Source organism: Micromonospora eburnea (genome assembly GCF_900090225.1).
GTDB classification, from domain to species: domain Bacteria; phylum Actinomycetota; class Actinomycetes; order Mycobacteriales; family Micromonosporaceae; genus Micromonospora; species Micromonospora eburnea.
Window position 1 is genome coordinate 4,258,494 of sequence record NZ_FMHY01000002.1, and the last position, 12,958, is coordinate 4,271,451.

At 68.7% G+C, this 12,958-nt stretch carries 15 protein-coding genes; 13 read left to right on the forward strand and 2 right to left on the reverse strand.

The features are described 5' to 3' along the window. Positions 1-40 precede the first annotated feature (40 nt). The 10 genes from GA0070604_RS18885 (at position 41) to GA0070604_RS18930 (ending at position 9,160) form a co-directional block, all read left to right on the forward strand. The gene (locus GA0070604_RS18885) at positions 41-889 is read left to right on the forward strand and encodes a substrate-binding periplasmic protein (RefSeq protein WP_167363519.1); all 849 of its coding nucleotides are present in this window, start codon (positions 41-43) and stop codon (positions 887-889) included. 1 nt (position 890) lies between these two features. After that, the gene (locus tag GA0070604_RS18890) at positions 891-1,910 is read left to right on the forward strand and encodes an arginase family protein (protein ID WP_091119907.1); all 1,020 of its coding nucleotides are present in this window, start codon (positions 891-893) and stop codon (positions 1,908-1,910) included. Between the two features lies 1 nt (position 1,911). After that, positions 1,912-2,628: an amino acid ABC transporter permease gene (locus GA0070604_RS18895; protein ID WP_091119912.1), complete on the forward strand. Its 717-nt coding sequence runs from the start codon at positions 1,912-1,914 to the stop codon at positions 2,626-2,628. Then, on the forward strand, positions 2,625-3,428 hold the full coding sequence (locus GA0070604_RS18900) for an amino acid ABC transporter ATP-binding protein (RefSeq protein ID WP_091119915.1): 804 nt from the start codon (positions 2,625-2,627) through the stop codon (positions 3,426-3,428). Before GA0070604_RS18895 ends, GA0070604_RS18900 begins: the two co-directional genes overlap by 4 nt. 210 nt (positions 3,429-3,638) lie before the next feature. After that, positions 3,639-5,240, forward strand: a complete 1,602-nt coding sequence (locus GA0070604_RS18905) for an acyl-CoA carboxylase subunit beta (protein WP_091119918.1) — start codon at positions 3,639-3,641, stop codon at positions 5,238-5,240. Beyond that, entirely contained in the window at positions 5,237-5,479 is a 243-nt protein-coding gene (locus tag GA0070604_RS18910; RefSeq protein WP_091119921.1) for an acyl-CoA carboxylase subunit epsilon, read from the forward strand. Before GA0070604_RS18905 ends, GA0070604_RS18910 begins: the two co-directional genes overlap by 4 nt. A gap of 47 nt (positions 5,480-5,526) precedes the next feature. Beyond that, positions 5,527-7,281 carry an acetyl/propionyl/methylcrotonyl-CoA carboxylase subunit alpha gene (locus GA0070604_RS18915; protein ID WP_208602318.1) on the forward strand — a complete coding sequence of 585 codons (1,755 nt, stop codon included), beginning with the start codon at positions 5,527-5,529 and terminating at the stop codon, positions 7,279-7,281. A gap of 149 nt (positions 7,282-7,430) precedes the next feature. Continuing rightward, positions 7,431-8,078 (forward strand): hypothetical protein, encoded by a 648-nt coding sequence (locus GA0070604_RS18920; protein ID WP_091119929.1) that lies wholly within the window; start codon positions 7,431-7,433, stop codon positions 8,076-8,078. Further along, positions 8,075-8,392, forward strand: coding sequence for a hypothetical protein (locus GA0070604_RS18925; RefSeq protein WP_091119932.1), 318 nt, complete (start codon positions 8,075-8,077; stop codon positions 8,390-8,392). The genes GA0070604_RS18920 and GA0070604_RS18925 overlap by 4 nt, the downstream gene beginning before the upstream one ends. Before the next feature lie 18 nt (positions 8,393-8,410). Beyond that, positions 8,411-9,160, forward strand: coding sequence for a hypothetical protein (locus GA0070604_RS18930; protein WP_091119935.1), 750 nt, complete (start codon positions 8,411-8,413; stop codon positions 9,158-9,160). A gap of 123 nt (positions 9,161-9,283) precedes the next feature. Here GA0070604_RS18930 and GA0070604_RS18935 read toward each other — a convergent pair whose 3' ends face one another. Beyond that, positions 9,284-9,916, reverse strand: coding sequence for a hypothetical protein (locus GA0070604_RS18935; protein WP_244161990.1), 633 nt, complete (start codon positions 9,914-9,916; stop codon positions 9,284-9,286). A 66-nt stretch (positions 9,917-9,982) separates the two neighbouring features. On the opposite strand from GA0070604_RS18935, the gene GA0070604_RS18940 reads away from it, so the two are divergent. After that, positions 9,983-10,237, forward strand: coding sequence for a transcriptional regulator (locus GA0070604_RS18940; protein WP_091119943.1), 255 nt, complete (start codon positions 9,983-9,985; stop codon positions 10,235-10,237). A 132-nt stretch (positions 10,238-10,369) separates the two neighbouring features. Here the strand turns inward: GA0070604_RS18940 and GA0070604_RS18945 are convergent, their stop codons facing one another. Continuing rightward, the gene (locus GA0070604_RS18945; RefSeq protein ID WP_244161991.1) at positions 10,370-10,804 is read right to left on the reverse strand and encodes an integrase; all 435 of its coding nucleotides are present in this window, start codon (positions 10,802-10,804) and stop codon (positions 10,370-10,372) included. 333 nt (positions 10,805-11,137) lie between these two features. On the opposite strand from GA0070604_RS18945, the gene GA0070604_RS18950 reads away from it, so the two are divergent. Together GA0070604_RS18950 and GA0070604_RS18955 are read left to right on the forward strand one after the other, a co-directional pair. Continuing rightward, positions 11,138-11,734 carry a copper chaperone PCu(A)C gene (locus GA0070604_RS18950; RefSeq protein ID WP_091119947.1) on the forward strand — a complete coding sequence of 199 codons (597 nt, stop codon included), beginning with the start codon at positions 11,138-11,140 and terminating at the stop codon, positions 11,732-11,734. Next, the gene (locus GA0070604_RS18955; RefSeq protein WP_091119950.1) at positions 11,731-12,957 is read left to right on the forward strand and encodes a Dyp-type peroxidase; all 1,227 of its coding nucleotides are present in this window, start codon (positions 11,731-11,733) and stop codon (positions 12,955-12,957) included. The genes GA0070604_RS18950 and GA0070604_RS18955 overlap by 4 nt, the downstream gene beginning before the upstream one ends. Position 12,958: the final 1 nt, after the last annotated feature.

The window sequence follows — 12,958 nt, forward strand, 5'->3', positions numbered from 1 at the left end:
CCCGGTGATCGGGAACACACTCGAGAGCAGGAGCTACGCGATGCGCAGTCGCAAGATATCCCTGGGCCTCGCCGTCATCGCCGCGATGTCACTGCCGGCGTGCGCGTCAGGGCCGGGCTCGACCTCGGCGTCCAAGGATCTTCTCACCGAGATCAAGCAGAGCAAGGTCGTCACCATCGGGACCTCCAACGACGAGCCCTGGTCTGCGGTGAAGGACGGCAAGGCGGAGGGCATCATCCCGGAACTCATCAGGGAGTACCTCAAGCGCAAGGGCATCGAGGCCAAGGTCCAGCCGGTTCCGATGCCCTTCGACAGCCTGATCCCGGCCCTCACCAGCGGCCGAATCCAGGTCATGGGCGACGCCATGTACCGCACTCCCGAGCGCGAGAAGCACGTCGCCTTCACCGACGTTCTCTTCTACAACACCGAGGGCCTGGCGGTGGCCAAGGGGAATCCGTTGGGCATCCAGAACCTCACGGGCCTGTGTGGCCACACGGGCGCCACCTACAAGGGCACCGTCTGGGCCGAGAGCCTGAAGAAGGCGAGCGCGACCTGCCCCAACGGCAAGCAGATCACCGTGAAGGTGTACGGCACGATCTACGAGGCGTTCCAGGACATCCAGACCGGCCGGGTCCAGGGCGTTCTCGCGGACGCCTCGATCGCGGCTCTGGCGATCAAGCAGAACCCCAACCTCAAGATGGAACTCTCGACGGGCTACGCCCCGGTCGACAAGCAGGACAGCGACAACGCTCTCGCGGTGGCTCCGCAGAACCGGGCATTCGTCGACGACTTCAGCGCGGTCTTCAAGGAGATGAAGGCCGACGGAACGGTCAAGAGGATCTTCGAGGACGCGGGCCTGAGCCCGGCCGACACCTGGTTGGAGCTGTGACATGGTGACGCCCGTCGAGAACCCGAGTTCGACCACCCGGTTGGACCTGGCGTTCACGGGGATCGCCACCTTCCTGCGTGGCCCCGTGTGCGCGGACCCTGCCTCCCTCGACGCGGACTTCGCCTTCATCGGCTTCCCGTGCGACGAGGGTTCCGGCTGGCTCCCGGGCGCCCGTCTCGGCCCCCGCCGGGTGCGGGAACTGTCGTTGCGCTTCCGGTCGTGCAACACCGGTGGCCGCGAAGGCTTCTGGGACATCAACTCCGGCGAGCGGTTCCTCGAGGAGGAGATGACCGAGAACCGCATCGTCGACTGCGGCGACGTGGACGTCATCTACACCAACGTCGACGCGACATGGCAGAACGCCACCGACCTTGTGTCGACCGTCCTCGATCGGGGCGCTACCCCGATCGTGGTGGGCGGCGATCACGCCGCCACCTATCCGGTCCTGCGCGCCTACGGGCAGGACGTGCAGTTCCTCCATTTCGACGCGCACCTGGACTACCAGCCGTTCGTCCACGGAGTCACCCAGAGCCACGGGAACCCGGTCCGCCTGGCCCACGGGCTGCCCACCGTGCGGCACATCGTGCAGGTCGGGATGCGCAGCTTCCGCACCCCCGAGCACCACTATCGCGACACCATCGCGGACGGCAACCGGGTCCTCACGACGAAGGACTACCTCCGTGACGGGCCGGAGCGCGTCCTCGCCGAGCTGGACCCGAATCTACCCGTCTACATCAGCGTCGACCTGGACGTGCTCGACGCGGCCATCGTGCCGGGGGTCGCCACCCCTGAGCCAGGTGGCCTCGACTACGAGCACCTGCGGGACGTCCTCGCGGCCGTCTCCCGGAACCTCGACGTCTGCGGCCTCGACATCGTCGAACTGAACCCCATGGTCGACACACCGAACCAGATCACCTCCTTCCTGTGCGCCCAGCTCCTCGTCGAAACCATGGGATGCATCTCGTCCCGCGGACGTAAGAGCTTCGCGCCCCTCAACCCACCGAATCCGCTCAAGGGATGACATGACCCTGGACCTGACCAAGGAGTGGCTGCCGCGCCTGCTCGAGGGGATGAAATACACCGTCGCCATCACGATCGGCGCGTTCATCCTCGCCTTGTTGCTCGGACTCGTCATCGCGATGATGAGGCTCAACCGGCGGAGGTGGTACCTCTACGTGCCGGCGACGATCTACGTCGAGGTCCTCCGCGGCACCCCCCTGATCCTTCAACTGTTCTTCGCCTACTTCGCACTGCCCGCCATGGGGATCCAGTTCTCCCCGCTCACCGCGGCGATCCTCGGCCTCGGTGCCAACACGAGCGCGTATCTGAGCGAGATCTTCCGGGGCGCGATCCGCACCGTCGATCGGGGGCAGTGGGAGGCGAGCGCTGCCCTGGCCATGGACTGGCCGACGATGATGCGTTCGGTGATCCTGCCCCAGGCGATGCGAATCGCCCTGCCCCCGACGGGCAACTATGCGGTCTCCCTGTTCAAGGACAGCGCCCTCGCGTCGACCGTGTCCGTGGCAGAGCTTCTGTTCACCGGGCAGGTGATCGGTTCGGAGACCTTCCGCTACATGGAGGTCTACGCCGTGATCGGGTTCCTCTACCTCGCGGTCAGCTACCCGACGAGCCTGCTGCTCCGTCGCCTCGAGGCCCATCTCGAGCTCAGCCGGCCGCGTCCCCGCAAGAAGTCCTCGGTGCCCGCACCCGTCGAAGCGGAGAAGGAGCCTGTCGCGTGACCGCCACCGAACAGCTCGCCAGAGCCACCCGCCAACCCCTCATCCGGGTCGAGAACATTCACCGGACGTTCGGCGAGATTCCGGTGCTCCGCGGCGTCGACCTGGACGTCGCCGAAGGTGAGGTCGCCGTCGTCATCGGGCCCAGCGGGTCGGGCAAGACCACGCTGATCCGGATGATCAACGCCTTGGAAACCATCGACTCCGGGCGCATCACGGTCGACGGGACCGTCATCCAGGACGCGACGAACGGCCGGCACCGGATGAACGCCAAGGCCGTCCGGTTGGCCCGACTCGAACTCGGGATGGTGTTCCAGCGATTCAACCTGTTCCCCCACCTCACCGCCCTCGAGAACGTGATGATGCCGCCGGTTCGCGTCCGGAAGGTACCCAAGGACGAGGCACGGGAGCGCGCCCTACGGCTCCTCACCCGGATGGGCCTCGCGGATCGGGTGGACAACCGCCCCCACGAGCTTTCCGGCGGCCAGCAACAGCGCGTCGCCATCGCCCGTGCGCTGGCGATGGAGCCGAAGGCGATGCTCTTCGACGAGGCGACCTCCGCACTGGATCCCGAGCTCGTGGGCGAGGTCCTCAAGGTGATGCGAGACCTCGCCGAGTCAGGCATGACGATGATCATCGTGACTCACGAGATGCGCTTCGCCGCCCAGGTCGCCGACCGTGTCATCGTGATGGACCAGGGGAGGATCCTCGAGCAGGGCACCCCGGAGGTGATCTTCAACCGGCCCTCTCACGCTCGCACCGAGGAGTTCCTCCGCGCCGTCATCAGTCCCGCCGAGGGCTGATCCCCCGGGTGCCGCGGCGGCGATCGGGCAGCGCTTCCGCCGCGTACCCCTACGGGCCGGCCCTCGGATCGAGTTCGACCAGTGTGAGCGCCTCGCGATCCTGCGCGGGGCGCTGCCCGCTGGCGAGCGACGGCCGCGAGGCAGCCGCGCCCGCGCGACCTGATCGATCGAGGCGACTCTTCTTCACCTTCCCGAACAGAGGACAGAGCGATGAGCGCACAAACCGGCCCCTCCACCGGCGGTGGGATCAACATCCACACGACAGTCGGGAAGTTGGCGGACCTGGAACGCCGGGTCGACGAGGCGGTGCACGCCGGGTCGGCGCGTGCGGTCGAGAAGCAGCACGCCCGGGGGAAGAAGACCGCGCGGGAGCGGATCGAGATGCTGCTCGACGAGGGTTCGTTCGTCGAGTTGGACGAGTTCGCCCGGCACCGGTCCACGAACTTCGGCCTGGAGCGGACCCGCCCGTACGGTGATGGTGTGGTCACCGGCTACGGCACGGTCGACGGCCGGCAGGTGTGTGTCTTCGCGCAGGACTTCACGGTCTTCGGCGGATCTCTCGGTGAGGTGTTCGGCGAGAAGATCGTCAAGGTGATGGACCTGGCCATGAAGATCGGCTGTCCGGTCGTCGGCATCAACGACTCCGGCGGCGCCCGGATCCAGGAAGGCGTGGCCTCCCTCGGCCTCTACGGCGAGATCTTCTTCCGCAACGTACGGGCCAGCGGCGTCATCCCCCAGATCTCGCTGATCATGGGCCCGTGCGCCGGCGGGGCCGTCTACTCCCCGGCGGTCACCGACTTCACCGTGATGGTCGACCAGACCTCCCACATGTTCATCACCGGCCCCGACGTGATCAAAACCGTCACCGGTGAAGACGTCGGTATGGAGGAACTCGGTGGTGCCCGTACCCACAACACCCGTAGCGGCAACGCCCACTACCTCGCCAGCGACGAGCAGGACGCCATCGACTACGTCAAGACCCTGCTGTCCTACCTACCGTCGAACAACCTCGACGAACCCCCCGTGCACGACACCCCGGCCAGCCTGGACATCAGCGACACCGACCGGGAACTGGACACCCTGATCCCCGACTCGGCCAACCAGCCCTACGACATGCACCAGGTCATCGAACACGTCCTCGACGACGGTGACTTCCTCGAGGTTCAACCCCTCTACGCACAGAACATCATCGTCGGTCTCGGCCGTGTCGAAGGACGCCCCGTCGGCGTGGTCGCCAACCAGCCGATGCAGTTCGCCGGCACCCTCGACATCGCCGCCTCCGAGAAAGCCGCCCGCTTCGTCCGCACCTGCGACGCCTTCAACATCCCGGTGCTCACCTTCGTCGACGTGCCCGGCTTCCTACCCGGCACCGGTCAGGAATGGGACGGCATCATCCGCCGCGGCGCCAAACTCCTCTACGCCTACGCCGAAGCCACCGTCGCCAAGGTCACCGTCATCACCCGCAAGGCCTACGGTGGCGCCTACGACGTCATGGGCTCCAAACACCTCGGCGCCGACCTCAACTTCGCCTGGCCCACCGCACAGATCGCCGTCATGGGCGCGCAAGGCGCGGTCAACATCCTCTACCGCCAGGAACTCGCCAACGCCGAAGACCCCACCGCCACCCGCGCCGAAAAGATCGCCGAGTACGAAGACACCCTCGCCAACCCCTACATCGCCGCCGAACGCGGCTACATCGACGCCGTCATCCCACCCCACCAAACCCGCACCCACATCACCCGCGCCCTACGCGTACTCCGCACCAAACGCGAAACCCTGCCCCCCAAGAAGCACGGCAACATCCCGCTGTGACCGCCAAGGATCTCCGGCGCGGCCTCGCGCCCGTCTCCCCGATCGTCCAGCTGCGGGGCACCCCCACCCCCGAGCAGGTCGCCGCTCTGGTGGTCGTTCTCGCAAGCGTCGCAGGCTCGGCAGAGGCGGGCGAAGCGGCCCCTCGCCGTACCTCCCTGTGGGCCGAACGTGCCCGCCCGGCGTTCGGGCCGTTGACGCACGGGGCCGGGGGCTGGCGTCGCTCGGCCCTGCCCCGCTGACCGCGAGAGCGAAGAGGCGCCCCGACTATGACATGGAGCCACCCATGCTGAGGAAAGTGTTGATCGCCAACCGAGGCGAGATCGCCGTTCGTATCGCGCGGGCGTGCAAGGACAGCGGCATCGGGTCGGTCGCCGTCTACGCGGACCCGGACCGCGACGCCCTGCACGTGAAGGTCGCGGACGAGGCGTACGCCATCGGCGGAGCGACTCCGGCTGACTCGTATCTCGTTCAGCAGAAGTTGCTCGATGTCGCCCGCAGGTCGGGCGCGGACGCGGTCCACCCGGGCTACGGGTTCCTCGCGGAGAACGCCTCGTTCGCCGAGGCGGTCATCAACGCCGGTCTCATCTGGATCGGCCCCTCCCCCGAGGCCATCGACGCGCTCGGCGACAAGGTCAGGGCGCGGCACATCGCGGCCCGGGCCAAGGCTCCCCTCGTGCCCGGCACGCCCGACCCGGTCGCCGACGCCGAGGAGGTCGTCGCCTTCGCCAAGGAGCACGGCCTGCCCGTCGCGATCAAGGCCGCGTACGGTGGAGGTGGCCGCGGCCTGAAGGTCGCGCGCACCCTGGAGGAGATTCCGGGGCTGTACGAGTCCGCCACCCGCGAGGCCGTCGCGGCCTTCGGGCGCGGTGAGTGCTTCGTCGAGCACTACCTGGACAAGCCCCGCCACGTCGAGACCCAGTGCCTCGCTGACGCGCACGGCAACGTCGTGGTCGTCTCCACCCGTGACTGCTCTCTTCAGCGCCGCCATCAGAAGCTCGTCGAGGAGGCACCCGCCCCGTTCCTGAGCGATGAGCAGAACGCCGAGCTGGTCCGCGCGTCCAAGGCCATCCTGCGGGAGGCCGACTACCGCGGGGCGGCGACGTGTGAGTTCCTCGTCGGGCAGAACGGCATGATCTCGTTCCTCGAAGTCAACACCCGTCTTCAGGTCGAGCACCCGGTCACCGAGGAGGTCACCGGCATCGACCTCGTACGCGAACAGCTGCGCATCGCCAGCGGTGAGCCTCTCGGCTACGGGGATCCCACCCCGATGCGCCACTCCATCGAGTTCCGGATCAACGGCGAGGACGCCGGCCGGGGTTTCCTGCCCGCTCCCGGAGTCATCACGCGGTTCCGTCCTCCGACCGGCCCCGGCGTACGACTCGACTCCGGTGTCGAGGCCGGCGACGTCATCGGCGGCGCCTTCGACTCCATGCTGGCCAAACTCATCGTTACCGGCCGGAACCGTGTCGAGGCTCTGGAGCGCTCGCGTCGCGCGCTGGCCGAGTTCGTCGTCGACGGGATGCCCACGGTGATCCCGTTCCACCGCGCGGTGGTCGACGACGAGGCGTTCGCCCCGGCCGAGGCGACTCAGGCGTTCTCCATTCATACGCGCTGGATCGAGACCGAGTGGAACAACACCGTCGAGCCGTACGCCGGCACGGTCGCCGAGGCCCAGGCGATCAGTGGCGAGCGACAGACCGTCGTCGTCGAGGTCGACGGCAGGCGGGTCGAGGTCGTCCTGCCAGGCGGTCTGACGGTCGGTGGCGGTGCCGCGAAGAAGGAGGAGCCCAGGCGCTCCGGCCGTGGCAGGCGAGGCGCGGCGGTGTCCGGCGACGCACTCACCGCGCCCATGCAGGGCACCGTCGTCAAGATCGCAGTCGAGGAAGGCCAGTCGGTCGAGGTCGGTGAACTCGTCGCGGTCCTGGAGGCCATGAAGATGGAGCAGCCGATTACTGCCCACAAGACCGGCACGGTCACCGGCATCACCGCCCGGGTTGGCGACAGCCTCCCCAGCGGTGCCGTCATCGTCGAGATCAAGTAGACGACGGCGACGGTTACCGGGGCCGAACCCGACCTGCCGGGGATGCCGGGCCGGGCTCGCCCCCACGGACCGGCGTCGTTCGCGTACGGTGATCACATTTCGTCGTGACCGGCGAACGAGCGTGCCGGCAAGCCGGATGCGGAGGACGGATGCAGCGAGACAGACGGAACGTACGCCTGTCCTTGGCGAGCCTTGACGTCCTCGGGAGCGATTCGGAACTGCGGGCCCAGGTCGAGCACGCGATGCGGGAGGCGGAGAGCCGCCCGATGCCCGACGCCTTCGCCGGTCACGACAGGACCGGGACCATCACGGTGCGAGTGAATGCCGCCGGCCAGGTCGAGGACGTGTCGATCGGCCGTGACTGGCGTACTCACCTCGGCCTCGATGGTGCCGCCCAAGCCCTCTTCGCGGCATACATGGCTGCCGTGCAGGCAACCCTCGAGGCGGTAGCACTGCAGGCATTGCAGCGGGATCGGTCAGCTTCCCCGCCGGCGGCCCAGGCGGACGCCGACGAGGTCGACGAGCACCTCTGGCTGCGCCACACCTGGCGCACCCTGCACGAGATCGACGCGGACCTCGAACGGTTGACCCACGCGCAGCCTCCGCAGGCCGAGGAGACGATCTCCAGCCCGCAGGGCAGCCTCACCCTGCACGTCCGCGGCGGCAGCGTCACGGCCATCACCGGTGATGTCGCGCGCCTCGCCCGGCTGGACGCGAGCCAGCTCCGGTACGAGGCCATCGACGTGTTGCGCGCCTTCGACCTGGCTCACCCGCGGAACGGAGAGGCGCCGGCATGAAAGAGCTCACCGTCATCACCGACTCGCTGCGCGACGAGGCCCACAAGTGGCTGACCCTGTCCGACCGGGTCGCGGCGATCAAGACAGCCACCGAGCAGCTGACATTGGACGCCTCGGCGTTTTTTGTCGGTGACTGCACCACCGCGGTCCACGCCAAGGCGTACCGGGATTTCCACAGCTTCATGGTCACGATCTTCACCGGGGCGGTCACCGAGTTCGAGCAGGTCGGCGGGGCGCTGCGGCACATCGCCGACGAGTACGACCGGGCCGACGAAGTGATTTCCCTCGACCTGAACAAGATTTACTCGGCCTGATCAGAAGGACACGAACACGTGCAGCCAGGAGCCACGGACGTCGAGTACGGCGAGCCGTTCAACAAGGCGTTCGACCAGATCCGATCCGGCATCGACACCGCCGCCGACAAGTTCAACGAGATCGTCGACCAGGTCAACGGGCACAAGTGGCTCCTCGGGCCCCTCGCGATGTGGTGGATCAAGGATCACCTCGACGACGTCCGCAAGGGCCTTGACTCGGTCCTCGACCGGGTCGACTACGCCCTGGAACACCAGGTGCCCGTCCTCTCGCTGATCAACATCAGTTTCCGGTGGGTCAACGACGTGAAGACCCCGATCTCGGACCTGTCCTTTGCCACCACCGAGCCGGCGAACGAGAATCTCGCCAAGTGGAGCGGCGACGCCGCCAGCGCCTACAACTCCAAGGCCGGCAAGCAGAAGGCCGCGGTCGACGAGTCCGTGACCAAGGCGGAGTTCATCAGCCAGTGGCTGTTCAAGATCGCCAAGGCCAATGTCGACTACGTCGTCGAACTCGCCAAGATCGTCACCGGGTTGGCCGGCAAGTTGGCCCAGGCCGCTGTCGACGCCGCCAGCCTCGTCGATCTGCTGTGGGCCGTCGACGCCCTCGCCAAGGCCGTTGGTGACCTGGTCACCGCAGGGCTGAACACACTGCTCAAGATCGGGCAGCGGTTCATCGAGGCGCTGGGCAACGTGCGGGACATCGCCACCCAGGTCGGCGACTACTCGAAACTGCCCGGGGGACAGTGGCCCGAGGCCGTGCGCGGCTGAACCAACCCCGTCCAGGCCACCGGCGCAGGCACGTGTTCCCCGCAGAAGGCCGGCCACGCGACCGCGAGGCCACCACACCCGGCCGGCCGACCGCGACCTTGCCGGGCCCCCGGCTGCGAGGATTCACGCGGTTGGTACGGCCGACTGGGTCGCCCTCACGACGGCCAGCGCCTTCGCCGCCAGCGTCGACGTGGGAACGTACGACTCGCCGCCGACGGCAAGCCACACCTTCACCACCAGATTTCCGGTACGGGCATGCACCATGTACTCCGCGTACTTGAACCCCGGCGTCGACTGCTTCGTGAACGCCTCGGCTTCCTCGCCAACACCGGTCACCGCTCCGGCCGGGTTCATACCCGTGGCGCCACGGGTGCCGCGATAGAGCTGGCGGGCTTCCTCCACCGTCTCCGGAGTCGACGCCTCCACCCGCAGATTCGCCTCGTATCCCGTTTTGGTACGCATCTCGAACAGGCACGCCGCCGCCGGACGACCCGCCGGTGGACTCGGGTCGGTCCGGCGTACCGTCAACTCCAGGTCCGCGAGCGCCTCCACATCCGTACGCCCACACAGGTCCAGGCCGTCGGCCCGGTAGGTGGGACCGACAGCGGCACTGGTCGTACCCGGGGCACCGGAGGACCCCGAGGCGGCTGGGACCGGCGCGACGACAGGATCGCTGCTGTCGCCGGCGCAACCGGTCGTGGCGAGAACGAGCGTGGCGGCAGCTGCCGCGGCGGCGGCACGCGTCGAAGCAGGCACGACCACGACCATACCGTCGGTGATCGACCCGCACCGTCCGTGCGAACAGCGGATATGGTTCGGCACATGCCCGGCCGAGAAAGCCCCGAACAGATCATCCGTACCCGTACCGTCACCGCCCAGGCGATCCTCGGTAACCAGGTGGACCTGCGCACCTACCCCTATCGGCTGCTGTCCGTCCTGGCCCACGGCACCGGCGCCGACCGGGTGACGCAGGCCGTCGCCGCGGCGGAGATGCTCGAAGCCTTCGGCTGGGAACTCGTCACCATCTCCGAGTTCACCTCCAGCCACCTGACATACGCGATCATGCGTCGACGCTGAGGGCCCCCGCCAGGTGAGTTCGATCCACTATCGACGATCCGGGTAGCCGTCACGGCCGGATGGTGTTGCTCATCGAGTTGGCTCAGGTGGGCCAACCCGTCCTTGACGGCCTGGTGCTGGCGCGAGCGGCCGTCACCGTCCATGACGATGTTCGTAGGCGCGGACAACTCGAAGGGTGGGATCCGCGCACTCCGGCGTACGCAGCCGATCGGTCAGCAGGAAATCGGGCAAGGCGAATCCGGCCGCGTGCTCGGGCTCGGTCAGCACGAACGTTCCACCCCGCCGCTCAGGCTGCCACCCGTGCCCCAGGGCATAGCTGGTGACGGCTCGCACGTCGGCCGACGTCGGATAGGAGCCGTCGGTCGCACAGGCCCCCCACGGTGCCGGCCAGGCCACCGACAGTAGATCCGCCTGGAGGGCCTGGCTCGTCTTCCCCGCACCCCAGACCCGCAGGCGAATACACCGGTGGCAATCACCGCTGCCCTGCGCGTGCCGAATCTCCGCGTGCCACACGAAGGTCCGCGCGTCGATTCTCAGCTGCCGCAGTCGAGTCCGCACCTGGATCACCTCGCGGTCGATCCTTCCCGATCTGCGGATGCCGGCCAAGGTTATTACCGGTGACACGGGCCGCCGAGCGGGTTGCGGTGGGCACGGCGGCCTGGCCCGGATGCCCAACAGGCCGGAACCAATCCGGCCGTGGTCGCGACTACCCGCACATGGGGAGCACCCTGCGGAGCCTGTCGGGGCTCATTGACGGTCTGCGACCGCTGTTGGGCGGTCGGGCGGCCTGAGCTGGTCACGCCGATCGGTGCGGGTGAGATCAATCACTTTTGCTGTGGAACTTTCCATTTGTCGCAGTCGACCAACCAGCCGACAGACCGACTCAGCGAAGGGACCACCATGCCCCGCACCACCGTCGCCGGCGCACGTCGTCGCCCGGCCATCCTGCTCGCCGCCGCCGCGGCATCCCTCGCGGTCGGCGTCACCGGCTGCGGCTCGTCGGACCCGTCGGCGGAGTCGAGCCCGTCGGCATCGGTGTCGGTGTCACCGAGCGCGGCGGCAGGGGTGCTCGACATCCGGGACCCGTGGGTGAAGGCCGCCGACAAGGGCATGACCGCCGCGTTCGGCACTCTCGTCAACGACGGTGACGCCGACGTGACGGTCACCGCCGCCACCACCGACGTCTCCCCCACCGAGCTGCACGAGATGACCATGAAGGACGGGACGATGGTCATGCAGCCCAAGCAGGGCGGCATCGTGGTCAAGGCGCACAGCACCGCCGTGCTGGAGCCCGGTGGTGAGCACCTGATGCTGATGGACCTGAAGCAGCCGGTGAAGGCCGGCGACGAGCTGACCTTCACGCTCACCTTCGCCGACGGCCGCACGCAGGCATTCACCGCCGTGGCCAAGCCGTTCACCGGCGCGCAGGAGACCTACGCCCCCGGCCACGACCAGCCCATGCCGGGCACGGGCATGAGCGCCACCCCGGCGTCATGAGCCGCGCGACCACCCCCCGCCCGGTGAGCCGCCGTCGCCTGCTCACCGGCGGTGCCCTCGCCGCCGGGGGCGCGCTCGCCGTCGGCGCCGCCGTCGCCGCCACCCGTCCCGAGCCGGGGGCACACCCCGCCGGGATGATGCCGGCGGGCGAGGTGGGCGAGGCCGTCGAGCCGTTTCACGGCGCGCGGCAGGCCGGCGTCGCCACCGAACCGCAGGCCCACGGGGCGTTCGTCGCGTTCACCCTCAAGCCCGGCACCGACCGGGCCGCGCTGGGCCGGATGTTGCGCCTGCTGTCCGACGACGCCGCCCGTCTCACCCAGGGCCGCCCGGCGCTGGCGGACACCGAACCGGAACTCGGACTCCTGCCGGCCCGGCTCACTGTCACCTTCGGCTTCGGCCCCGGCCTGTACGCCGCCGCCGGGCTCGCGGACCGGCGGCCCCCGTCGGTGGCCGACCTGCCGTCGTTCCGCATCGACCGACTCCAGCCCCGCTGGTCCGGCGGGGACCTGCTGCTACAGATCTGCGCCGACGACCCGCTCACCGTCGCCCACGCCCAACGGGTGCTGGTCAAGGACAGTCGCCCGTTCGCCACGGTTCGGTGGGTGCAGCAGGGCTTCCGCCGCGCCGCCGGCGCCGAACCCGGCCGTACCCAGCGGAACCTGTTCGGCCAACTGGACGGCACCGCCAACCCCAAGCCGGGCGGGTCGCTGGAGACCGCGGTGTGGGTGACCGACGGGCCGGCCTGGCTGCGGGACAGCACCACTCTGGTCGTTCGCCGGATCAGTATGAACCTGGAGACCTGGGACCTGCTCGGCCGCACCGACCGGGAACTCGCCGTCGGCCGCCGCCTGGACACCGGCGCCCCACTCACCGGCACCACCGAGCACGACCAGCCCGACTTCGCCGCCACCGGCCCCGACGGGCTCACCGTCATCCCCGACTTCTCCCACCTCACCCGGGCGCACGTCACCGACGACCGGTACAAGATCCATCGCCGCCCCTACAACTACGACGGCGCCCCCACCCCTGAGGGGCACGCCGACGCCGGGCTGATCTTCGCCTCGTACCAGGCGGACGTCACCCGCCAGTTCCTGCCCATCCAGCAACGGTTGGCCGAACGGGACCTGCTCAACGAGTGGACCGCCCCGATCGGCTCCGCCGTCTTCGCCATCCCGCCCGGCTGCCCCGACGGCGGCTGGATCGGCCAGCAACTGCTCGGCTGAC